Here is a 21,113-nt window from a genome sequence, read left to right as displayed (position 1 = left end):
TCCGGTTGGTTGTTGGCGGCGGGGTCGCCGAGACACCGGATGGGCAGATGGCTGCTTTGATGCGCGACGCGCACGCAACACGTGAGGCGCTGATGACGGGGCGGGACATAACCATCGACGCGATGGCGCAGCGGCTGGGCGTCAAGCGAGACTATCTGTCGGCTCACATGCGTCTGACGTATCTCGCGCCAGACATTGTCCGCGCGTTCATGTCAGGACGATATCCGCCCGAGTTGACTCCGGCGTGTCTTCTCTCTCTTTGCAAAGACCTGCCACATGACTGGCAGCTCCAGCGCGCAGTCCTCGGGTTTGAGACGCAGTCCCATGCCGGGGACGCCTAGAAAAAGATGCGACTCTGACCGGCCGAAAAATGCCGACAGAGATAAAAAGGGCCTCCAGCCCGAAAACGTCTCCCAGAGACGCGGCCAGTTGCGCGAAAGCCCAAATGCCTGTTGACAAGTCGCGGATTTGGCGACGAAATTCCGCCTACGGAAATTGCATAATATGCAGCTATATCAATAACTTAGTCGCTGGCTGTGCTGGCAGTCTACGGCGAACTAGTCTCCAGGTGGATTTTCCGTGTTCACCCCCGAAAAACACGGAAAACGCGCAAAAATACACGGAATGGGCGCGGTCGATCACGTCAAACGCCCGATACCATGGGCCTTTCGCAGATTTGCCGCTGAAGCCAAAACACGGAATCGTGGGTGGTGGAGCACGGATGCCAGTACGGGGATCACGGTTACGGTCCGGCGTCGCTTGAGGCCGGCCCAAGGTATGTTCGAAGACGTTGAGATCGGCTCAGTCAGAGGGCGCGCCGTCACGGGTTGAACTCGCGACGGCTTTCGGTTCATGTCCTTCACGGACTTCGGTGGAGGACGCAGGTGAAGAGCACGGTGGTCTCGGAGCACGAACGCGTGCGCAAGCTCGAGAACGTTGAGAAATTGAAGAGCGATGACTTAATGGACGTCGCGCACCACCTGCGGCAGGTGCTCGACGACAGACCAGACGAATTTCTTACGATCGCGAAGCAACTCGGCATCGCCAGGCGGAAGGCATATTATTACGTCGAGATTGATCGGGCCTTCACGGACCTTAAGGTGGATAGCCGTCGCTTGAACCGGATCGGCTGGACCAAGCTCCGTCTCATCTCGCCACATATTAACGTTCGCAACTGCGAGCGACTCCTGAAGCTCGCCGAAGAAAATTCGACCTACGGTCTTGCCCGTCTCGTGAACAATGACGGGGTAGATGCAGGTGCCAAGGTGCATGCCGTGCTCCTTCACCTAACGCCGGAGCAATACGAGGTCTTCCGGGACGTCCTTGAGGCCCACGGTGCCAAAGCTACAGGCGGTGGCCTCTCCGAGAAGGAGCAAGCTCTGACCAAGGCGCTCAAGAAACTTAGAAAGCGATAGGCCGAGCAGCAGTTGACATCGATGGCTCGTTCGTGCAATTAAAGTGCACGTATGAGAGTCGGCGCACCTTTTGGCGTGTGCTGATCCAGCGAGATCAGACATGGCACGTCAGCTCTCACCCAATTGAATATAGCACTTGGCTGATCGTGGTGTGAACTTAAAGTGCCCATGTTGGCTTTTTGAACCGCGATAGCGGTCAGTCATCTCACTTCGGAGCGGGTTCGAGCGTTAAGCATGTCGGCCAGAGAGACGATCAACTCACGAGCTTTGAAAAAACAGCTTCAGACGGCGACGAAGAAGCGCCGCTCGAACAACCATGATGAGACGCGGATCACCGCTGCGCTCCATGTCCACGGTCGCAATGATCCGCAACCGGTGCTCGCAACTGTCTTTAAGCCCGTCAACTCGCTCCGTCCGTCGGCGAATAGGACGCGCGAGACGACAGCGCAGCTTCTCGAAAGCGTGATCCGATCCATCATGAAGTTTGGGATGGTCCTGCCGATCCTGATCGACAAGAACGGCACCATCATTGCGGGGCACGTCCTGTGGGAAGCGGCGGTCCGGCTCGGCCTCGAGACAATCGAATGCCGGGTCGTCGACCATCTCAACCCGGTGGAGCTGGAGGCGCTCAGTCTGGCGCTCAACCGTATCGGTGAGATCGGCAAATACAACCTCGACAAGCTGCGCGATCGGATGGTCGCGATCGAATCCCATGGGATCGAGCTGATTTCAACCGGTTTCACCTTGCCCGAGATCGATCAGATCAAGCTCGAGCCGCTTCCGATCGAACACAATTCTGAGGAAGATGAAGGCGCGGATGATACTGTCGTTGGTCCGACGAGCAGGGCCGGCGACCTATTCCGTCTTGGCCGCCATCAGCTGCTCTGCGGCGATGCTCTTGATGAAGCATCATACAAGCGGGTGCTCAGCGGGAGCGCGGCGCACGCGGCCTTTACCGATCCGCCCTACAACTGCAGGATCGAAGGTTTCGTCGGAGGTCTCGGCAAGCACAAGCACGAAGACTTCGTCATGTTTGCGGGGAAGGAGAGCGAGGCCGAGTTTCGCAAGTTCTTGCAAACGTATCTTACACTGTGCCGGGCGTCATTATTGCCCGAGGCGGTTCTGTTCGCCTGCATGGACTGGCGTCAGATCGACCTCCTGCTAGATGCAGGACGCGATGCTGGGTTGGATCGCATTAATGTCGCCGTCTGGAACAAGGGATCGGGCGGCATGGGCGGCCTATACCGATCATGCCACGAACTCATCGGTGTGTTCTGCAACGGAAAGTCGCCGGCCTTAAATAATGTGGCGTTAGGCGCTTTCGGTCGAGATCGTACCAACGTGTGGACCTACCCGGGCGCCAACCGGCGGGGATCATCTGCGGCCCAGGCACTCGCCGATCATCCAACCCCAAAGCCGGTGGAACTCATTATCGATGCCCTTCTCGATGTGACCCATGCCGACCACGTGGTGCTCGACCCGTTCGCGGGGTCGGGCACGACGATCATTGCCAGCGAGCGTTGTGATCGCGAGGCCCGCGGCATCGAGCTCGATCCCAAGTATGTCGATCGTGCGATCCGGCGCTGGGAACGACTGACCGGCGATCGCGCCGTGCATGTCGAGACGGGTCTGACCTTCGCCGAACTCGTCGAACAACGTGCTGACGACGGGCAGAGCAGCCATGAGTGAGAAGAAGCCTCCGAAGTCCTCGAAGTGGGGGAAAGGCAAAACCGACCCCGAGAGCTGGTGGAAGAAGGGCGGCCAATCGCCGAACCCGAAAGGCCGACCCAAAGGGTCGAAGAACCAGAAGACGCTCTACCAGGAGGCATTCGGAGAAAAAGTCACCGTCACCATGGACGGTAAACAGAAGACCATGTCCAAGAAGGAACTGGGCTACCATCAAGTAGCCCAGAAAGCGGCTAACGGCGACCTGAAGGCTTTTCAGATCCAGAAAGAGCTCGACGAGAGATACGACCCTCCGGAGGCTGCTCCGCCATCTCCTGAAGAGTCAGCCGCAGATTACGCCACGCTCGAAGCGTGGATCGAGCTTCGCGAGAAATTTCACGTCTTCAAGAAAAAGGATGAAGCCGATGGCTGACCCGTTCGAGCTACGCAGGATCGTCGATGATTTGTGTCGCCGCGAGTTTCGTTCCTTCGCTATCCGTGCCTTTCCGGTGCTCGAAGGAGGAATGCTCGAGCTGTCTTCTCACATCAGCATCATCTGTCGCCTGCTCGAGAAGGTGTATGACGGCGAAGTCCGGCGCTCGCTCGTCTGCATCCCACCACGCTATCTGAAGACCTATCTGATTTCGATCGCTTACACAGCTTGGCTGCTCGGCAAGAATCCAAAGACACGCATCGTGTGTGCATCCTATGCGGCCTCGCTCGCGGAGAAGTTCAGCGGTGATACCTTAAGGCTGATGCGGTCGCCCTTTTATCGACGGCTGTTCCCCCGAACCATCCTCGATCCTCGCTTACAGAACAAGACGGAGATTGGAACAACCGCAGGAGGATACCGGCTGGCGACGTCGGTCGGAGGCACGGTGACTGGGCGCGGCGCGCATTTTTTTATTGTCGACGATGCGCTCAAGGCCAGCGAGGCGCATTCACCGACGGCACGCGAGAGCTGTATCCACTGGTTTAACTCAACGATTCATAGCCGTTTTGATCACCCAAAGAAGGGCAGGGTCATTGTTGTCGGACAGAGATTGCACGCCGAGGATCTGCCAGGCCATCTCATCGCGAAAGGGGGCTGGGAAGAACTGATACTGCCAGCCATATTCCCCAAAAAACAGATTTACGACATTGTCGCTGGAGGGGCCAAGATATGGATTGGGGAGGGATCGATACTTCAGTGGTCACGACATAACACGACGGATCTCAAACAGCTTAAAATAGACATGGGCGAACATGATTTCGAAGCCCAATATAATCAGTGCCCACTGCCGCCGGGCGGTTATATCTTCAAGAATGCCTGGGTGAAACGCTATCAAAAAGCCCCTGGTGCAGCGAAAGTCGAGGCGGTGATTCAATCGTGGGATACCGCCTATCAAGGCGACGAGACCAACTCCTACACGGTCTGCACGACCTGGGCGAAGTGCCCGGACGGTTATTATCTGCTCGACGTCTGGCGAGACCGCCCCAACTTCGTCGACCTCGTCAATCAAGTCAAAGTCCAGAAAGCGAAATGGAACGCCAAGCTGGTCATCGTCGAGAGAAAGGCCAGCGGTATCAGCCTCATTGAGCATTTCAACATGATGGGCAACCAGCCGTGGCTGCTCTCGCGTGGACCCGAAAAGGGCAAGGTCGAGCGCGCGCAGGAGCAGACAGTGAAGTTCGAGCAGGGCCTCGTCTGGCTACCTGTCGAAGCGCCGTGGCTGGCGACCTATGAAGCCGAGCTCTTCCAGTTTCCGCACTGCAAGTTCGATGATCAGGTGGACTCGACCGTCCAATTTCTCGGCTCAACCAATTTCGGGCTCTTTCGTAGCCGGCTTCGCTCTCTGAGCTGAGGGTCATCCTTTGCTGAATTAAGCAGCTACCAATCGTCCCAGACAACCCTCGATTTCTGCGGCAAAATACGCATTGTCCTTCGAAGCTGGCTCGTCCGTTTTGAATTCTATTTAATTGGAAGTTGCGGGTAGCTGCCCGCCGCGGCCTGTCGGCGGAGGACAGCGCTGGATGGGGTTAAGGTATGCGCCACATCTGGGGCCAGTGTGCCGATCCGTGTCCTGAGTTCGTCCACCATCGCCTGCATTCCCGGAGAAGAGTCGATGACACGAGGCGTCAGCAGGATCAACAGTTCGCTGCGTGTCTTTGTTTGATCGTTTGCGCCAAATAGCGGAATTCTGGACAGATAGGGTATGCCGGATCGCTGCCTATCCGAACGGTTCTTCATCAGTCCTCCGAGGGCGATCGTGTCGCCGCTATGGGCAGCAACGGTGCTTTGCAATCGCCGGACCTGAATGGTCGGCGAATTGATCGAGGAGCTGTCTGTTGTTACCGCATCGCTGACCTCTTGGAACAGATCAAGCGATACGGTGCCGTCCGCTCCGACCCGTGGACGCACGCGCAGAATAACACCGGTGTCACGCATCTGGACCGAGTTCACGATAGGAGCTGTCGTGCTATCGGTCGATTGCTGTGTTTGTGTGAGAATCGGCACCTGGTCGCCGACCTGCAACGTGGCCGTTTCGTTATCCAGAACTAGGACGCGAGGCGCGGAGACAACACGCACATCGGTCACGTTACTTAACGCCTGCACCAGGGCGTCTACATTGCTGTTCTGTATAAGGAAGGACAGGCCACCCATCGGGGTGCCGCTGGTTAGCAACGGTGCGAGTTGAGACAACACTCCACCAGCGCCAGTCTTGATCGAATAGTCGACGCCGTAACGCAGCTCGTCCGTTAGGCTAACTTCGGCGATCACTGCCTCGATAAAGACCTGTCGTTGAGGTTGGTCCAAGCGACGAATGGCGGCAATAATTGAATTAAGGTCCACCGGCGCAGCTGCAACGAGTAGCGCGTTCCGTCCCGCATCGGCCTGAATGCGCACAGGCGCGGTCAAGCCCATCTGCTCCCAAAGAGGAGCGCCGCTTTGCTGTGCCGGAGGTACTGTAGCCGCTGTCGAAGTATGGTCTGGGAGACCGTCCGAGTTGTCGGCAGTCATCGCCGGTATTTGCGGGGCGGCCCCGCTGCTGCTGCTGCTGGAGTTCCCGCCAATGTTCACGGCACCGGGAGCCCCCGCGGAGGAGGTGGGGGTTGCCGTCGGCGCGCCGCCTAAGCCGCCGAAGGCCTGGTTCAGGATGTCGGCGAGATCGGTAGCGCGCCGGTACTTGAGCGGCACGACCTGGAGCGAAGCTAGGCCATCCGGCGCTCTATCGAGCTGCTCGATTGCGTACCTCGCGCGTCGCAGGAGTTCTGGTCGATCAGTCACAACGAGCACTGCATTTGAGCGCTGCACCGCCATCACAGTAACACCGCGTACGCCGGAGAAGATCTGCTCAACCTGTTTCGTGACTTCTCCTGGCGTCGCATTGGCGAGGGGATAGAGCCCGAAGGAGCGACCGCGCAGCACGTCGCTGTCGAAGAGTTGCACCAGTTCTTCGACATTGCTGACGGCTTGGGGCGGCCCAGTCGCGATGACCGAGCGCCCGTCCGGCGTAGGCTGCAAGCGCACGCCATCGGGAAGGTTGGATTGCACTGCTGTGATGATTTCGGCTGCCGGCACGGAGGACAGCGGGATGACCCGCATTTCTTGCTGGGCCTCGCGGCCGAGCGCGTCCAGATTCGTGAGAGGTCCTGCACGCACGACACCGTCAACGGCGGCGATGCCGAACCCGAGCGGTCGCAACGCCTCATCCAATCGCTTGGGCACCTCGCTGATCGGGATCGTGCCGCTTGTCGTGAGGGTAACTCGCCCCGCGACAGATGGATCTACTTGCACGGGCAGGTCCAACACATCATGAACGACTTCCCGGACCACGCGGGCGGCATCTGCATCAGTGTATTCCAGATGCACAGGCCGGCTGTCGCTGATGGTCGGCAATACGCGCCGGTTAAGCGCTGTCAGCCGCATGGTTTGGCTGTCCGAGGGCGCGCCGCGAGTCTCAATGGCACGTCTTGGACCGGGATTGCCGAGCAGCGATGTGACACCGCCACCTGTGGAGTACGAATGGCCGGAACTGGCGCCAGGCAGTATCGTGGTCTCGTCAAGATTGCGAGACATGCCGCTTGGCAAGCTGTGTGGCCACCCGCAACCCGAGAGGGCGCACGTTACCAGCAAGACCAGGGCAATGGAGCGTCGCGGAAAAATGTGTCTCGCGGTCCGGGGGCAGAGCATCTATAAATTCCCGGCGCGAAGCCGACTCTCATTCATGTGGTTTGCGTCGGCTCCGGGAGAAGCGGTGACCGCATCAGCGGCCGCCGTCCATAGATCACCGCATGTTCCCGATGACGTTGTCCGCGACCTCACCCTTTTTCTTGACGTTATTAGACATCTGATCAGCCGTCTGGCCGCGCTTATCCATAAGGCCTTGTAGGCGGATCATCTCCAATTGCGACGTGCTATTGGCCGAGTCGATTCCTGACTTCAGGTTATTGATGGCGGAGTCAAAATCCTGCTGTATACCTTTGTAGTCTTCTCCGTTGTTCTCGATAGAAATGCCCTGGCTATCCATCCAATCCTTGACATTCATTTCCGTGCCGTCCGCGGTTTTAAAGTCGGGATATGTTTGAGTCGAGTTTGCATCGCTGGGCCGGGCCTCTCGCAATGCAGCTAACGCGTTGTTGGCTGTTGTTAGCCAATCGTTTCTGTTCTGCATGTCTTGGAGCTGATCGTTGATCATGCTATTTTGCATGTTATATGACTGGGCCAGAACGGCCATGGCAATGTCCGAGTCACTTGTTAGATTATTGACGGATGCTGCACTGACACTGGAATTATAAATGCCGTTTGGGGTTATTTGGACCATAGCCGTACGCCTTTCTGTTTCTGTCTATGAATGCGGAATCTGCCGCAGTGCACCGGGAAGTGTTTGGCGGATGGGACGAGCGCAAACGCTCACGCCTGAACGATGGCGCGGTCGGATTCGCTCTTAGCTTGTAAAATGGCCGAGAGCTTATCCTGTATCGAGCGAATGTTCTCCGTGTAGGCATGAATGGCATCGGTCGCGTCGTCGGCACGGCTACGAGCGACGGTAGACTCGGCTTGAAGTTCAGACTTCTCCGCGTCCTTGTCAGAAGCAACTTTCTGCAGGCCGGCGCCGAGGATCTTACCTGACTCCGTCGCAGCGGTTGCGGCTACGGTATAGAAAGTATCTAGTTTCTTTGCCGCCGCCTCCCCCTTCGAGCTTATGCTCGTCGCTTCTTGCTCATGCACCATCGCCGTCTGAGTCTTCTTCGCTGCATCGAGATCCAGGCTCTCAGCCTCTCCATTCAGCCGACCTTGAGAGGCTTTCACAATCTTGGATGTGCCGCTCATTGCCGCGGCGTCCGCGCGCACTTTGATGGCTTGTTTCGTGTCGGACAGTGCATCGACACGAAGTCCCTGGGCTTTCGAATTAAGAGAATCGGCTTTCTCGATCGACTCTGTTCGAACATTCGACGACTTGACAGCGCCGACGACGGAAATGGCCGCCCCGGCGATTGCCGCGGTGGAGGTCGCAATTGCGGCTCCGAAAGTGAAGCTTCCCATTTCTCGCGCCTTATCTGCAGCGGCCTTCTGAGCAGATACGTCTGCATCGCGAGCTGCCGCGCGATCTAACCGGGCAGACTCGCGCGTCTGGATATTGGCGTCCTGCATGACCTTTGCGATTGCCATTACGTTGACTGCGGAGGTTTCAAATTGACCGAGCGAGAACGATGCTTGATCGAGAGCGCCGTCATTTGTGCTTTGGGGTGGAGTAAGATCGATAGGCTGTTGAGATAGAAGGGCCGAGGGTTCGCCGTAAGAAACGACAACGTCTGGAGTGTCACCGACACCCTTCTTCTCTGTCTTTTTAGTATCTTCTGTCGCGTCAGCATTCGCCAAGATTTGGGCGGCACTGACGTACGATGCTGATCCCAAATTATTGATATCGCTCATTCCCAACCTCACTGTTCATTGGGCGCTACTGCTTTGCCAAACTACGGCATTAAGCCATGTGGCGTATGATGTCCGAATTGCTGTCGTTGACGCCGCTCATGATCTTGACGGCAGTCGAGACGCTATCTTGAGCGGACTGGACAATCGCCTGAATTCGATCAGTCTCGTCGTCCATCGCGGCCTTGATTTTTGAGAGATAAGCTTTGATGTCGGCTACGTCGGCGGTGGTGTCTGAGACGTTCTTGTCGACTACAGCTTTGTCGATGGATACGCCTGCTTGAGACGCCGTTACGGCGGCCGAAGCGATCTTGGTAGCTGTTGTCAATCTCGGTACGATAGTAGCGGCTTTTTCTGCCAACTTCGGCACCATAGCAGCGAGTTTTTCTGCCATTTCAGCGGCTTTCGCGGCTGCCGTAGTTGCGGAAGACGTCGCGCCGGCACCGAGAGTGGCAAGCGACACCGAGACGCCGATGACTGTGGTCAATGCCATCGCCCACTTCATGGATTGTGTCTTGCTCATGCCGTCCTTTTGCAAGCTCTCGGCCATGGCGTTGGTCATCTTGTCCATGGTCCCCGTTTCATTAAGGACAGCCATACTTACCGCCGCGACCGCACCGGCAATGGCGACAGGGTTCAATGTGACAGCGGCGATCGCCACAGTCAGACCTACCCCTATCCACTGCAGCGCCTTCAGGAACCCCCCAAGCTTCTTAGACTTATGCATCTGCTTGGCTTGCTCTTCGAGCTTCTTGCCGATTTCCTGGTTTTCGCTTTTCTGTGTATCGCCCTGAAAGCGTACGTCTTCAGTGCTGGTTTTTAGCTGTTCCTCGCCACTCTTGAGGCGGATAGCGAGTGCGGCCATCAGCAGGCCTGTCGAATCGTCTGAGATCGGTATCGACAGCGTCGGCGTCCCCGATTGAGTGGTTATCTCATCGGTCGGAGGAGGCACATTCTGTTGGGTATCTGTCGGCTTCTTCTGTGTGCCGCCATCGGTAACGCGATCGAAAGAAATAGTGACCGTTGTACCCCCGACGCTGCCATCAACTCTGCTCATGGCGTCGCCTCCGCAGGCGCGGACTGCGCCCGCATGAGTCCTGCCCGCGCCGCGAATGACGCGTTTTGCGCGGTTGGATAGTGCTTGGCGACTATGCCAACAGCTTCGAGCGCCAGCTGCGCCTGTACCATATCACCGAGAGCTAGGAAGCATTCCGCAGCGCGGAGCGGCAACTGCGCATCGCTAAGGTCGAGCATTGCGCAAGTTCGATAACTGACGATGGCCCTGTCGTAGTCCTTCAAGAGTTGGCTGGTGGCGCCGAGCCCCATCCAGAAGCGCTTATCCAGATGACGGTGCATACAGAGGAACTTGAATATATCCAATGCGTCCTGGTAATTGCCGCTTGTGTAGAAGCCGTAGCCAATGGAATAGATTGCTTCGATCTCTTCAGCGGTCATGCCGGCAATGGCGGCGAGATCGGTACGGCCGTCCAAAATGTCTCCAGCCAAAGCAATGAATTTGTCGGGATCATTCGTCAGCAGAGCCTCGCCTGCCGACTGAGCTTTTGCATTTGTCATGTTACACCCTATCGGTCAGACCATCTGCCGCGTCGGCTTCACCCGCACGGCGCGCTTGACCTCGAGATTCCGAAGATCGCGTTCGGTCTCCTCTTTCGCGACAGCAATCGCGAGGCGAGCCTTTTCCTGATCCGCCGAAGAAAGCTTCGCGATGCTGACCTCAACGAGTTCGCGGATTCCAACGCCGAGCAAGCCCTTGATATTCGCGTCGGCTTCTTCGTTTTGGCGCCTGGCGTTATCAAGGACGGCGCGCACCTTCTCGACCGTCTCAGCTGCTTCGCGCTGCGTGTTATCCAAATCGCTCATCACTCAAGCTCCTCACGGCGTTTAGGGGCAAAGATTTCGTCGACTCTGTGGAATACACAGCACTGACGCGGTCTCGTTGTCGGCAAAAGACCAACCCCAAAAATTATGAGCAGAATGACGCGAATCACCTCGCTCATCATCCCCAGAACTGGCGATGATGGGATCGATCCGCGACATCGGAGCGTGATCCGGAATAGAGTAAACGGGTCTGGTGATCGGCGTGAAGCGTTGAGCGAAGGCCGTGTTCAAGACGCAGGTAGATAAGGTCGTGGTTCCGTTCCGTCTCGTGGGATAAACGCAACGTCCTCGTGACTTGAGTCCAGGTCGCGTGGCGGGCTTCTGCCGTTTCAGTTTCGCCCATGACCAGTTCTGGGGATGTCGGATGTTGGTCGCCGAGGCTAAATTGTATTCAGTGGGGAGCGCCTGCTTTGCGTGAGTTGCCTGGTGGTTGGCGACCTCAGGACGCTAATAATGTGTTGCATGAGGACATGGATGATGAATCTCGACGGCGAGACGCGTCGGCTCCTAACCGAAATTGCTTATCTTGGCTGCGTGACCAACCAAATCGCACGCACGAGACAGATTCTGGATGGGCTTGCTGAGGGTGGTCCCGTTGCGCGTGAGGTGGTGATCGGGAATGCACTCCTGGCGCTTACAGAAGGCAAGCCAGAAGGCGCGGTCGCGGGCTTGCGAGCGCTTTCGGAGAGTGGCGATCCGTACGGAACGGCCTTCCTTGCGCTGGCGCTGAAGTTGGCAGGGCGTGGATCGGAATTGGATGCTGTGTTGGATCGATTTGTGCCGGGCGATGATGTCTCGACCGATGCGCTTGTGGCCTCGCTGCGCGGCGCGGCGTGAGTAGACTTAGGAAAGGTCTTCGATCATGGATGTGAAGAGCGTTGCATCGTCTGCAATTCAGTCGGCAGTCATGCCGGACGCAGGTGGCGCGCCTTCTGCTGTGCCGCGTCCTCCGTCTGAAGATGCGGTTGCGCGCTTTCATGAGGCTATGAGTGGGTCGAGCGGCGCGCAGCCGGAGGCTCAGGCTGCCCAGCCCGCGAGCGAAACTGGTGGGGTAGAACGCGTCCAACCGGAAGGGCCAAGCACTCCCGGTGACGCAATCTTGCGCGGCCTTGGCCATATGAATGAAGGCTTCGATCACGCAATGCAGCAGGTGAACGACGTACTGAGTAAGACGAAACCTGGAGAGATGATGAATACTGCCGATCTGATGAAAGTGCAGATGTCCTTCACGCAGGCGTCTGTGCAGCAGGATGTCATTGGCAAGGTCGTCGGCAAGGCCACCCAGAATCTGGATACTTTCCTGAAAAACCAATGATCTGGCGTCTGCGGCGAGACTGGTTCGCGCTTTTTCTGGCCTGTTTGTTTCTCGCTGGCTGTGGCTCGCAGATTGAGCTTTTCGGCTCGCTGGATGAGCGCGAGGCGAACGAGGTGTTGGCTGTGCTAATGCGAGCCGGCATCGGGGCGGAAAAAATCCCTGGCAAGAATAACGTCTCAGCTATCAGAGTTGATCAGGCGAGTGTGGCTCGAGCGATTGAGCTGCTTGATGCTGCTGGTCTGCCGCGCGATCGCTTTGCCAGTATTGGTGACCTGTTTAAGCGTGAAGGCCTGATATCCTCTCCATCTGAGGAGCGTGTTCGCTACATGTATGGCATCACGCAGGAGCTTTCGCGGACGCTTACCAACATCGATGGCGTGTTGAACGCGCGAGTCCACGTGGTGCTCCCGAACAATGATCCGGGGAGCGCTGCGCAGCCGGCGTCAGCGGCCGTCATGATCCGCTACGCACCCGGCGCGGCAGTTGTAAACATTGTGCCGCGGATCAAGGAATTGGTGGTCAACAGCATTGAAGGCCTGTCCTATGATCGCGTCTCTGTAGTGATGGTGCGTGCCTCCGAGGATCTCCAAACTGTAATAGCTGCGACTCGGACGGAAGTGCCTCGGGCGGCGCTGCCGATGGCGTTGATCTACGCCCTAGTCGTTGGTTTAGGGGGGGCGATTTTTGGCGGCGGCATTTGGGGATACGTCCTGTGGAAGCGCCGCGCGGTCCGTGGCGGTGTGGCACCGCTGGAGGCTGTGGCGAGATGACTGCATCGGCTACATCTTGGCTTGGGGAACCGTGGGCTGGTGCTCTGTTCTCTATCGTCGCAGATCCGCTTGCCTGGTGTGACTGGTCGGAGGAACCGGGGTCGCTACCTGGATGGCCGTCCGATGTGTCAGTGACGTCGGTACTGCGCGAACCAGCGTTGCGCGGTCGGCTGGGGCGCTGGCTGTTACCTGAAGCTGCAACGGCGTCAATCCTGGAGGCCTGCCAAGCCCGTCCCCGCACGCGGCTGGCACTGCTGCCGGTGGGCGAAGCGGGATGGCTTATCGCGCGCGCCGCTGCGTGGTTCGATGGTCCACATATCGCCAGCCTGCTGCGTCGGAGCGAAGTGGAGGAGGCGCGCGCCCTGCTCGGTGGTGAGGCTCTAGATTTTGCACTCGGCGGTGCGGCTCTTATGGCGCGGCCAAGCGCTACGTTACAGGAGGCTCTAAGGGAATTGGAGCCAGCCCCATCTGGAGCGCTGCTCCGTGGGGCAGCTTTGTTTGGGTTAGCGCTCGGCCCGGCTCCAGTGCCGCTGCTGGAGCGGATGCTGCTTCGTCGGCCCTTGGCCGTTTGGGCCGAGGTCTCAAGGTATGCCCGCCAGGATACTTCCGAAGCAGTGCGAGATGCTGCCTTTGTCGCGCTGTCTCGCTTGGCAAGGGAAAGGGCCGCGTCGTGGTTCGTTTGGTTGAGCTAAGTGTCGGTGCGCCTGGATTGATTGGGCCTGGCCGAGTGGTTAAGGCGGCCGATGCTGTTGCGCTGTTAGAGATCGCGGCGTTACGGGAAGCGGCGGCACAGGAGAGTGCTGAGCAGCTCGAGGCTGCAAATGCAGAAGTTATAAACATTCGCGAGGCGGCGCGAGCAGAGGGGCGCGAAGAGGCAGCCTCTGAACTACAGGATCGCCTGTTCGAGATTGCCGAAGCCGCGGCAACGGCGATCAGTCGCGTCGAGGAACGCATCCTGGAGCTGGCGGTGCAGGTCGCGCGGCGCATTCTTGGCGAATTCGATCAGGCCGAAGCAGCCGCTCGCATAGCGGCCCGCGGCCTGCGTCTCTCCGCACACAGCAGTTTTGTGCGATTGCGTGTGGCGCCGGGTCTCGTTGACCAAACGAATGAGCGCCTTAGCGAGATCGTTGGCACCGCCATGCCTCTCTCCGCCGTCCAGGTTATTGGTGATGAGCGGATTCGTGATGCGGGTTGCGTGATGGAAACCGATGCCGGCATCGTCGATGCAACGATCGAAAGCCAGCTCTCAGCCATCGAACGAGGGTTGAGACGTCGGCTTTCGCAGACGTCGGGGGCGAATGAATAATAATGGAAGCGCTGGTTGGATCTGTCAGGGAATTGGGATGTCTCGTCCACTTCGCCTTTCTGGCGACCTCCGGAAACACGACGATCGCAATGCCCGGCCGTATGATTGCTGAGCAATTTATACATTTCTCTCGCGCTGATCGCCCCCTTCGCAGGTGTGTTGCCTGCAGCATGCAACCTGACACCGCGTTGATAGTGGGGGGGGGACAAGCGTGAGCCTGCCGGACCGGATTGAGACTGGGATTTCCGGCGCGGCGCGTCTGCCAGCGAAGCAGGAATCGTCAGTGCGGGCCACGGGCCAATGGGCTGGAGAGCAGGTATCCCTGCAGCCTGACCCTCTTTCGCTCTTGATGGATGCGAAAGAGGAACTGACCTTCGCACACTCGGAGCGAGTTGAATCGAAGGAAATCGAGGAGCGTAATATCGAGGAGGCGAAGCCCGATATCCTCAAGCGGATCGAACGCAAAGAGATGGCGGAGGAACTGCCTGATCTTGATACGCACCAACTGGAAGCGGTCAGTGAGGAGCTGCGTACGTTGCGTGCCTCCTCGGGTGCTATTCTTGGGCTTGTCCGTGAACGTTTCTCTGATCCCTCGCACCAATACGCCGCGCTGCGCCAAGCCGCGGCGGACGCACGCGATACCGGCGATCCCGAGATGGAGGCGCGTCTCAATGAGGCGTTGCAGAAGCTCGAGGCGGAGTCGGGTCCGGCTATCCGCGCAGGCCTCAACGTCACGCGCACGGCGATGGAACTCGCCGGAGGGGACCGCGAGGCTGCTGCCACGCTGCGTGCCTCGTACCGCGACACGGTGTTTGGAAAGCCTGGTCCAGCAGGCGTGTACAAGGGCATTCTCGATAAGTTCGGCACGGAAGGATTCAGCGCGCAGATCAAGTTTCTGACGCGTGCTGCTGGCGATGAACTGGCTTCCACGGGTTCCTCGGTCCCCGCCGAGCGGCTGCGAGAACTGCTATCGGATCTCTCTGCGCTGCGCACGATCGACACGGTTCACGAGCGCGCCAGCGTGATGGCTAAGCGGGTCGGGAAGCTTGTTAAAGGGGAGATCGCACCCGTCGAGATTATGCGTCGGCTGATGCCGTTGACCGAGGAGCCGGTTTCCGGCCCCGGCAAGCTGCTCGCCGTGCCGGAGCAATGCGGCGTGCCAGCGCGTCGGCTGGATGGTCAGATCCTTTTCATGCGCGAGACGCGCGAGTTGCTGGCGATGATGCCAGCCGGCGTCTTTCGCGACATGGATGCCCGTTTCTCTGTGTTGGCAGGGGCCAATGAGGCGATGGACCAACTGATCGAGCGTGAGGAAAGCCAGATATGAGCAGTCACTCCGCTATCGCGACCTTTTGTGAGTCGCTCGGTATCCCACTGTCGCCAATAGGTCTGAGCCTGCCGCTCGCGCTGGAGTTCGAACGCTCCGGCACCTTGCGGTTGGAGGAAAATGGTGCTGGGGGCTACTGGCTGACATTGGCACGAGAGGTCCCACTCCATCGGCGAGGGGTGGCGGCAGCAGTATTACGTGCTGCTCATCCGGATCGCAGTATGCCGCTACGGGTAAAAGCCGGCTTTCATGGCGACGAGACGCTGGTGCTGATGACCGGGCTGGCCAAGGAAGTTGCCGACGCTCCCGCAATCGCGTCGGCGCTGCGCATGCTTGTACGCTTGGCAGATGAGGTGGATTCAGAACGATGAGCCGTATTAGCGAAGGTGATCGCCTGCTTTCCTTCAACCACGGCCTAGCTGGCGTGCGTGTCGTCAGCGATGTGCCGCGTCTGCCGGAGGACGGCCAGGCGCCGGCAATCGAAACACGTCCTTCCCTGCAACTAGAGGCCCTGTTCGAGGCACGGACCCTGGACACTATGCTCGAAGCCGGCACCGAGCCAGACTTGGCCGATCGCGATGTGCTTGAGCCGGTCGCCTTTTCGGCGGCGCTTGAAGGCGCGCGTTCTTCTCTGCTGTCGTTGGCAGCAGGCAGCAAGGATGACCGCCGCGCCATCTTCGGCTCAGCCTTGAGTGTGCTGGAGTCTGCGTCAGAGGATAGAGGTATCCTCGATATGGCGCGGCGAACCCTGCTGAAGGGGTAACAGTACCATGGTCCTCTCCTTACGAAACGAAATGGACAGCCGTGCCCGCGATGCGTTGGCCGTTCTGGCGCATGTCTATCTGCGCTTCGAGCGGCCGGACGAGGCGGCGGCACTGCTGGCTGCGCTTGTGGCGATCGATCCAAAGCCGCGCTGGGCACGCCAGGCACTCAGCCTTGCACAGCTTCGCAGCGGTCTGACCGAGGCTGCGCTCTCCACCGCAGAGAGTTTGCTGACCGAGGCATTGGACGATGACGAGCGCGTGCCATTGTTGCTTTTGGCCGCCAAGGCGCACTGGCGCCTTGGCAATGAAGTCGAGGCGCAGAGATTGCGCATCGCAGCGCGCGCGGCCGCGACGACGAGTATCGTTCACCCGATCGGAAGGCTGCAAGCGTGAAGATCCTGCAGCGGTTCCTGCAAGTCGCATCGGGACGGAACGACATCGTTCTGGCCGTGCTTCTTATTGCGATCATCTTCATGATGATCATTCCGCTGCCGCCTGTCGTCATGGACATGCTGCAGGCATTGAACCTCACCATCTCCGCAATCCTTTTGATGGTGGCGGTCTACATCAAATCGCCGCTGGCCTTTGTCAGCTTTCCATCACTCCTGCTGCTGACAACTCTATTCCGCTTATCGCTCGGCATCGCTTCTACTCGTCTGATCCTGCTTGAGGCCAATGCTGGCGACATCATCACCACTTTCGGCAACTTTGTGGTCGCCGGAAACTTGGTGGTCGGAGCGGTCATTTTCTTGATCATCACGATCGTTCAGTTCATCGTGATCACAAAAGGCTCGGAACGCGTCGCAGAGGTCGCAGCCCGCTTCTCACTCGATGCTATGCCTGGAAAGCAGATGAGTATCGACGGCGATATGCGTGCCGGCACCATAGACATGAACGAGGCTCGTCGCCGCCGAGGCATGGTGGAGAAGGAGAGCCAGCTTTACGGTGCCATGGACGGCGCTATGAAGTTTGTGAAGGGTGATGCCATCGCGGGCCTGATCGGCATCGCGGTGAACTTGCTCGGCGGTATTGCTATCGGTGCGGGTCAGCTCGGTATGTCAGTTTCCGACGCGGTGAACACCTACTCCATTCTGACGATCGGCGATGGCCTGGTTGGGCAGATTCCGGGACTGTTCACCTCGATTACAGCAGGCTTCATCGTCACGCGCGTCTCCAGCGAGGAAGCGGGAACAAATCTTGGAGACGAAATCGGCGGCGAGGTCACCGCGCAGCCGAAGGCGCTTATGGTTGCTTCTTCCATCTTGGTGATTTTTGCAGTCATTCCGGGTTTTCCGACCACAATTTTCTTGGCACTTGCTGTCCTGTCGGGCGGCGGGGGCTACATGCTGCACCGTCAGGCCACTATGCCAAAGCAGGATGGAGATCCGTTTTCCGCCAATCTGCCGGCAGCGTCGGCCAGCGGTGGTACTCCAACGGTGCGCCGCGCTGGCAATGATGCGGACGATTTTTCTCTGACGGTGCCGGTGATGGTTGATGTCGGCACTGACGTACAAACCTTGATCCGTCCCGACGCTCTGAACGATACCCTCGCACAGGTGCGCCGCGCACTTTACTACGATCTAGGCGTGCCGTTCCCGGGTATCAATTTGCGTCTCAACGACCGTTATAACGGCGGCCGCTATGTCATCTTGCTCAACGAAGTACCCTGCGGAGAAGGGCACATGCGTTCGGGCTTTCTGCTGGCTCGCGATTCCGTTGAGAACCTGTCGCTGCTTGGCATTCCCAATGAGACCGATAAGCCTTTCCTACCATTAATAGAGACGATTTGGGTCGCGCAGGAACACCGGCCCGCGCTCGAGGCAGGTTCCGTCAGCTTCATGGAGCCTGCGCAGCTGCTCAGCTATCATATCGGCCATGTGCTTCGGCGCTATGCTGAGGAGTTCATTGGTATCCAAGAAACGCGCTTTCTCCTTTCTCGGATGGAAGAACGGTTTCCCGAGCTGGTGAAAGAGGTGCAGCGGATCGTGCCGTTGCAACGGATTGCGGAGATCTTGCAGCGCTTGGTTTCAGAAGGCGTTTCGGTGCGCAACATGCGGGCAATCCTGACGGCGCTGATCGATTGGGGCCAGAAGGAAAAGGACGTCGTCCTCCTTACTGAACATATCCGCGGCGCACTCAAGAGGCAGATCTGCTACCGTCATTCCAGTGGGCTCAACATTCTGCCCGCCTATGTTGTTACACCGGAACTGGAGGATACGGTGCGCAACGCCGTCCGGCAGACATCCTCTGGCAGCTACTTGGCGTTAGACCCGCGGACGACGCGTCAGATCATCGAGAAAGTGCAGGGCGCGTTGGGCGGTGTCGGGCAGCAAGCTCGTAAGCCAGTGCTGCTCACGGCTATGGATATTCGCCGTTATGTAAAGAAAATCGTCGAAGGTGATTGTCCCGATCTGCCTGTCCTATCCTATCAAGAACTGACGCCGGAGATCACGGTGCAACCGCTGGCGAGGGTATCACTGTGAGCGAGGAGCTCTTAGCGGATAGTGCTGAAGGTCCGGCGACTATACCAGTTCTGCATGTGCTCGCAGGAAGCAATGCCGGAGCCGAGCTCTCACTCGCGCCAGGCGAGTGGCTGATCGGATCGGGGACAGAGGCTGACTTAACTTTCGCGGAGCCCGCACTCGCGGCGGAGCACGTGAGGTTGACTGTCGAGCCGTCGGGGATACGGGTCATCGCGTTGGCCGAGGGGCTTGCGATGAGCGGTGACGTCGTGCCTGTCGGTGTCGAGTCTGGTGTGCCGTTGCTAGTGCCGATGCGGATCGGCGCCACGCTGTTCACGTTAGGCGCGGTAGGCTCCAACTGGGCCGCGGTGGCGGCACAGACTGTTGTGGCCTCGACATCTGCACAGGAGCCGCGGAAGGCGAGCGAGCCTTCGCCTGACGAATTGGAAGGTGACGCTACGCCGTCGGACTCGGCAGCTATCGAACCCGGGCTGGAGATCCCGAAAGACGAGCCGGCACCGCCGCGGACCGCTCCTATTCGTCCGAAGTGGGCTGCGCAGTTATTGAGCCGTAACGGTCTCATCGGCATGGGCGGTCTAGCGCTCACGCTCATGGTTGGACTTGTGAGCTGGTACACTTGGCTGTTGTCGGCTCGCAGCGTGCCAACCCCGCATGGCGAGCCACTGCAGGATCTACAGAGGGCGATCAGCAGTCTCGGCATGCGGGGTTCGGTAAATGTGGTCGTTCGCGGTCCCGACAGGTTTGCAGTAACCGGCCGACTTCATACGGATGCGGAGCTGCAGAAGCTGAACACTGAGATCCAGCGCACCGGATTATCTGTCGAGACCACTGTGGTGACTGACACCAGCATCACCGATACTGCGGCAACCATCTTACATGCTTTCGACATAGATGGCAGTGTCACCGTGACAGATACAGGCGATCTAACGGTGCATGGCTTTGCGCCGAGTTCGGTTGCTGTGGCCTCGGCGATGGCTCAGTTGCGCAGCGAGGTGCCGGGTGTACACGGCGTTGAGGATAAACTCGATACTCCTGAAAGGGCACGGGCAGAACTCGAAGATAAACTGCAAAGTGCTGGGCTTTCCAGTGCACTTGGGATTTCTGGAAATCAGCGGCGTCTCACTGTCACTGGTCTGTTGCCGCCTGAACAGGCGAGGGTCTGGAAGGAAATTTACGAACGATTTCGGAGCAAATATTCCAACAACATCGCTTTGGATGAGGAGGTCGCAGCGCCGGCTCGCGTCACACCGCGTGGCATCGTTCTTGGTGGGCGCATGCCCAGCATCGTGCTTGACAGTGGCCAGCGCGTGCGCGTTGGCGATACGCTCAAAAATGTTGGGCGAGTGATTTCCATCGATGCGCGCCACGTGCGCGTTCAGACATCGGCGGGTCCCGTCGATGTCTCCTTTGTCCACCCCCCAAACTGGATCCTGGAGGATAATGATGATGACGACAAAACCCGAAGAGATTGATTTTCTCGAAATTCAATCGACGCTGCGTGCGGATGCTTCCGGCTCGGCACGCGCTGCGTTGGAACAGCGGCTGGAAGAAGCCGGCCGGCTTCTTAAGCGTAAGTTGGATGCTGGCGTTGCGCCTGCGGAATTCACCGCGCTCAATGCAATGCGTGGGGCAACTGAAGCGGCAAAGGAGATCGTAGTTACGGCCTGGAAACGGATGCACAGCACCGCTTCTTGAAAAGTCTCGAAGCTAACGAAATCTACGAGAATACCATTTAAAGCAGTCCCATCATCTCAATATAAGGAGAGATCACATGTCCTCTATCAGTTCTATGACTAGTTCGCTCGGCCAAGCTACTTCGAAGGCTGAAAGCGCCATGTCTGACTTCGCTTCGACCATGGATACCACCAATACCGGCGATTTGCTTCAGTATCAGAGCCTTACCCAGAATTGGTCTGTCTGCGTCGGCTTAGAATCAGGTTCAATGAAGAACTTGGGGGATTCTCTGAAGAGCCTCGTTCAAAAGATAGGCTGATTCCAGTCCAGTGGATTTAGAGAAGGTGGCTGAACGCGATGCCGTCTGCATTTGCGTTCGGCTTGAACGCGGCGAGGTTGTTTATTGGATAATCTATCGTCTCCGTCTTTCTCGTTGGTCAGCAACGCTCGCCTGCGATAACAGCCAGTTCAGCATTGTCTATGGCTACTTGGAGCGAGAGTCGACGCGCGTCCGCTAACGAATTCTATTGATCACGTTTATCGCCATTTCTGATGATGCGGCTTTTGGAGACCGGTGACTA

At 58.2% G+C, this 21,113-nt stretch carries 23 protein-coding genes; 17 read left to right on the top strand and 6 right to left on the bottom strand.

The annotated features are described in order from the left end of the window. The first annotated feature begins 47 nt into the window (after positions 1 to 47). From HYPMC_RS16235 to terL, 5 genes are all read left to right on the top strand, one after another. Positions 48 to 341, top strand: a complete 294-nt coding sequence (locus HYPMC_RS16235; protein ID WP_050976816.1) for a hypothetical protein — start codon at positions 48 to 50, stop codon at positions 339 to 341. A gap of 543 nt (positions 342 to 884) precedes the next feature. After that, entirely contained in the window at positions 885 to 1,415 is a 531-nt protein-coding gene (locus HYPMC_RS16230) for a hypothetical protein (protein WP_013949120.1), read from the top strand. A gap of 234 nt (positions 1,416 to 1,649) precedes the next feature. Next, a complete protein-coding gene (locus tag HYPMC_RS16225) occupies positions 1,650 to 3,104 on the top strand; it encodes a DNA methyltransferase (protein ID WP_013949119.1) in 1,455 nt (484 codons plus the stop codon). After that, positions 3,097 to 3,513 carry a DUF5681 domain-containing protein gene (locus tag HYPMC_RS16220; protein WP_013949118.1) on the top strand — a complete coding sequence of 139 codons (417 nt, stop codon included), beginning with the start codon at positions 3,097 to 3,099 and terminating at the stop codon, positions 3,511 to 3,513. Before HYPMC_RS16225 ends, HYPMC_RS16220 begins: the two co-directional genes overlap by 8 nt. Further along, positions 3,506 to 4,924, top strand: a complete 1,419-nt coding sequence (terL, locus tag HYPMC_RS16215) for a phage terminase large subunit (RefSeq protein WP_013949117.1) — start codon at positions 3,506 to 3,508, stop codon at positions 4,922 to 4,924. Before HYPMC_RS16220 ends, terL begins: the two co-directional genes overlap by 8 nt. A 107-nt stretch (positions 4,925 to 5,031) precedes the next feature. Here terL and gspD read toward each other — a convergent pair whose 3' ends face one another. The 6 genes from gspD to HYPMC_RS16185 form a co-directional block, all read right to left on the bottom strand. Then, a complete protein-coding gene (gene gspD / locus HYPMC_RS16210; protein WP_041300313.1) occupies positions 5,032 to 6,990 on the bottom strand; it encodes a type II secretion system secretin GspD in 1,959 nt (652 codons plus the stop codon). Between the two features lie 358 nt (positions 6,991 to 7,348). After that, entirely contained in the window at positions 7,349 to 7,798 is a 450-nt protein-coding gene (locus HYPMC_RS16205; protein WP_041300309.1) for a hypothetical protein, read from the bottom strand. A gap of 176 nt (positions 7,799 to 7,974) precedes the next feature. Beyond that, positions 7,975 to 8,997 (bottom strand): hypothetical protein, encoded by a 1,023-nt coding sequence (locus HYPMC_RS16200; protein WP_013949114.1) that lies wholly within the window; start codon positions 8,995 to 8,997, stop codon positions 7,975 to 7,977. 49 nt (positions 8,998 to 9,046) lie between these two features. Continuing rightward, positions 9,047 to 10,051, bottom strand: a complete 1,005-nt coding sequence (gene sctE / locus HYPMC_RS16195) for a type III secretion system translocon subunit SctE (RefSeq protein WP_013949113.1) — start codon at positions 10,049 to 10,051, stop codon at positions 9,047 to 9,049. After that, positions 10,048 to 10,569 carry a SycD/LcrH family type III secretion system chaperone gene (locus HYPMC_RS16190; RefSeq protein ID WP_013949112.1) on the bottom strand — a complete coding sequence of 174 codons (522 nt, stop codon included), beginning with the start codon at positions 10,567 to 10,569 and terminating at the stop codon, positions 10,048 to 10,050. Before HYPMC_RS16190 ends, sctE begins: the two co-directional genes overlap by 4 nt. 15 nt (positions 10,570 to 10,584) lie before the next feature. Beyond that, positions 10,585 to 10,875 carry a hypothetical protein gene (locus HYPMC_RS16185; RefSeq protein WP_013949111.1) on the bottom strand — a complete coding sequence of 97 codons (291 nt, stop codon included), beginning with the start codon at positions 10,873 to 10,875 and terminating at the stop codon, positions 10,585 to 10,587. Between the two features lie 492 nt (positions 10,876 to 11,367). On the opposite strand from HYPMC_RS16185, the gene HYPMC_RS16180 reads away from it, so the two are divergent. From HYPMC_RS16180 to HYPMC_RS25095, 12 genes are all read left to right on the top strand, one after another. Beyond that, the gene (locus HYPMC_RS16180; RefSeq protein WP_013949109.1) at positions 11,368 to 11,730 is read left to right on the top strand and encodes a hypothetical protein; all 363 of its coding nucleotides are present in this window, start codon (positions 11,368 to 11,370) and stop codon (positions 11,728 to 11,730) included. A 25-nt stretch (positions 11,731 to 11,755) separates the two neighbouring features. Beyond that, complete coding sequence (gene sctI / locus HYPMC_RS16175) at positions 11,756 to 12,208, top strand: type III secretion system inner rod subunit SctI (RefSeq protein WP_013949108.1); 453 nt, start codon at positions 11,756 to 11,758, stop codon at positions 12,206 to 12,208. Next, on the top strand, positions 12,205 to 12,978 hold the full coding sequence (sctJ, locus tag HYPMC_RS16170; protein WP_013949107.1) for a type III secretion system inner membrane ring lipoprotein SctJ: 774 nt from the start codon (positions 12,205 to 12,207) through the stop codon (positions 12,976 to 12,978). Before sctI ends, sctJ begins: the two co-directional genes overlap by 4 nt. Before the next feature lie 670 nt (positions 12,979 to 13,648). Continuing rightward, positions 13,649 to 14,284 (top strand): FliH/SctL family protein, encoded by a 636-nt coding sequence (locus HYPMC_RS16160; RefSeq protein ID WP_013949105.1) that lies wholly within the window; start codon positions 13,649 to 13,651, stop codon positions 14,282 to 14,284. Positions 14,285 to 14,495: 211 nt separating this feature from the next. Beyond that, on the top strand, positions 14,496 to 15,611 hold the full coding sequence (sctW, locus tag HYPMC_RS16150) for a type III secretion system gatekeeper subunit SctW (protein WP_013949104.1): 1,116 nt from the start codon (positions 14,496 to 14,498) through the stop codon (positions 15,609 to 15,611). Then, the gene (locus HYPMC_RS24315; protein ID WP_013949103.1) at positions 15,608 to 15,982 is read left to right on the top strand and encodes a chaperone protein sycN; all 375 of its coding nucleotides are present in this window, start codon (positions 15,608 to 15,610) and stop codon (positions 15,980 to 15,982) included. Before sctW ends, HYPMC_RS24315 begins: the two co-directional genes overlap by 4 nt. Further along, positions 15,979 to 16,374 carry a hypothetical protein gene (locus tag HYPMC_RS16145; RefSeq protein WP_013949102.1) on the top strand — a complete coding sequence of 132 codons (396 nt, stop codon included), beginning with the start codon at positions 15,979 to 15,981 and terminating at the stop codon, positions 16,372 to 16,374. The genes HYPMC_RS24315 and HYPMC_RS16145 overlap by 4 nt, the downstream gene beginning before the upstream one ends. 31 nt (positions 16,375 to 16,405) lie before the next feature. After that, on the top strand, positions 16,406 to 16,768 hold the full coding sequence (locus HYPMC_RS23380; protein ID WP_050976814.1) for a tetratricopeptide repeat protein: 363 nt from the start codon (positions 16,406 to 16,408) through the stop codon (positions 16,766 to 16,768). Continuing rightward, on the top strand, positions 16,765 to 18,858 hold the full coding sequence (sctV, locus tag HYPMC_RS16135) for a type III secretion system export apparatus subunit SctV (protein WP_013949100.1): 2,094 nt from the start codon (positions 16,765 to 16,767) through the stop codon (positions 18,856 to 18,858). The genes HYPMC_RS23380 and sctV overlap by 4 nt, the downstream gene beginning before the upstream one ends. Beyond that, positions 18,855 to 20,330 (top strand): type III secretion system inner membrane ring subunit SctD, encoded by a 1,476-nt coding sequence (sctD, locus tag HYPMC_RS16130; RefSeq protein WP_013949099.1) that lies wholly within the window; start codon positions 18,855 to 18,857, stop codon positions 20,328 to 20,330. Before sctV ends, sctD begins: the two co-directional genes overlap by 4 nt. Continuing rightward, complete coding sequence (locus HYPMC_RS16125; RefSeq protein ID WP_210160620.1) at positions 20,305 to 20,553, top strand: EscE/YscE/SsaE family type III secretion system needle protein co-chaperone; 249 nt, start codon at positions 20,305 to 20,307, stop codon at positions 20,551 to 20,553. Before sctD ends, HYPMC_RS16125 begins: the two co-directional genes overlap by 26 nt. Before the next feature lie 76 nt (positions 20,554 to 20,629). After that, entirely contained in the window at positions 20,630 to 20,851 is a 222-nt protein-coding gene (locus tag HYPMC_RS25095) for an EscF/YscF/HrpA family type III secretion system needle major subunit (protein ID WP_013949097.1), read from the top strand. The last annotated feature ends 262 nt before the right edge of the window (positions 20,852 to 21,113 follow it).

Origin of the sequence: Hyphomicrobium sp. MC1, from assembly GCF_000253295.1 — a bacterium.
Lineage (GTDB): Bacteria > Pseudomonadota > Alphaproteobacteria > Rhizobiales > Hyphomicrobiaceae > Hyphomicrobium_B.
Note: the sequence above shows the minus strand (reverse complement) of the source record. Positions and strands in the feature narration are given on the sequence as shown.

Excerpts from the sequence above, each read along its gene's own strand:
- HYPMC_RS16220 (WP_013949118.1), top strand. The coding sequence starts at position 3,097 with ATGAGTGAGAAGAAGCCTCCGAAGTCCTCGAAGTGGGGGAAAGGCAAA.
- gspD (WP_041300313.1), bottom strand. The coding sequence starts at position 6,990 with ATGCGGCTGACAGCGCTTAACCGGCGCGTATTGCCGACCATCAGCGAC.
- HYPMC_RS16235 (WP_050976816.1), top strand. The coding sequence starts at position 48 with ATGGCTGCTTTGATGCGCGACGCGCACGCAACACGTGAGGCGCTGATG.
- HYPMC_RS16205 (WP_041300309.1), bottom strand. The coding sequence starts at position 7,798 with ATGGCCGTTCTGGCCCAGTCATATAACATGCAAAATAGCATGATCAAC.
- HYPMC_RS16145 (WP_013949102.1), top strand. The coding sequence starts at position 15,979 with ATGAGCCGTATTAGCGAAGGTGATCGCCTGCTTTCCTTCAACCACGGC.
- sctJ (WP_013949107.1), top strand. The coding sequence starts at position 12,205 with ATGATCTGGCGTCTGCGGCGAGACTGGTTCGCGCTTTTTCTGGCCTGT.
- HYPMC_RS23380 (WP_050976814.1), top strand. The coding sequence starts at position 16,406 with ATGGACAGCCGTGCCCGCGATGCGTTGGCCGTTCTGGCGCATGTCTAT.
- HYPMC_RS16125 (WP_210160620.1), top strand. The coding sequence starts at position 20,305 with ATGACGACAAAACCCGAAGAGATTGATTTTCTCGAAATTCAATCGACG.
- HYPMC_RS16225 (WP_013949119.1), top strand. The coding sequence starts at position 1,650 with ATGTCGGCCAGAGAGACGATCAACTCACGAGCTTTGAAAAAACAGCTT.
- sctE (WP_013949113.1), bottom strand. The coding sequence starts at position 10,051 with ATGAGCAGAGTTGATGGCAGCGTCGGGGGTACAACGGTCACTATTTCT.
- HYPMC_RS16180 (WP_013949109.1), top strand. The coding sequence starts at position 11,368 with ATGATGAATCTCGACGGCGAGACGCGTCGGCTCCTAACCGAAATTGCT.
- HYPMC_RS25095 (WP_013949097.1), top strand. The coding sequence starts at position 20,630 with ATGTCCTCTATCAGTTCTATGACTAGTTCGCTCGGCCAAGCTACTTCG.
- HYPMC_RS16200 (WP_013949114.1), bottom strand. The coding sequence starts at position 8,997 with ATGAGCGATATCAATAATTTGGGATCAGCATCGTACGTCAGTGCCGCC.
- HYPMC_RS16185 (WP_013949111.1), bottom strand. The coding sequence starts at position 10,875 with ATGAGCGATTTGGATAACACGCAGCGCGAAGCAGCTGAGACGGTCGAG.
- HYPMC_RS24315 (WP_013949103.1), top strand. The coding sequence starts at position 15,608 with ATGAGCAGTCACTCCGCTATCGCGACCTTTTGTGAGTCGCTCGGTATC.
- terL (WP_013949117.1), top strand. The coding sequence starts at position 3,506 with ATGGCTGACCCGTTCGAGCTACGCAGGATCGTCGATGATTTGTGTCGC.
- sctI (WP_013949108.1), top strand. The coding sequence starts at position 11,756 with ATGGATGTGAAGAGCGTTGCATCGTCTGCAATTCAGTCGGCAGTCATG.
- HYPMC_RS16190 (WP_013949112.1), bottom strand. The coding sequence starts at position 10,569 with ATGACAAATGCAAAAGCTCAGTCGGCAGGCGAGGCTCTGCTGACGAAT.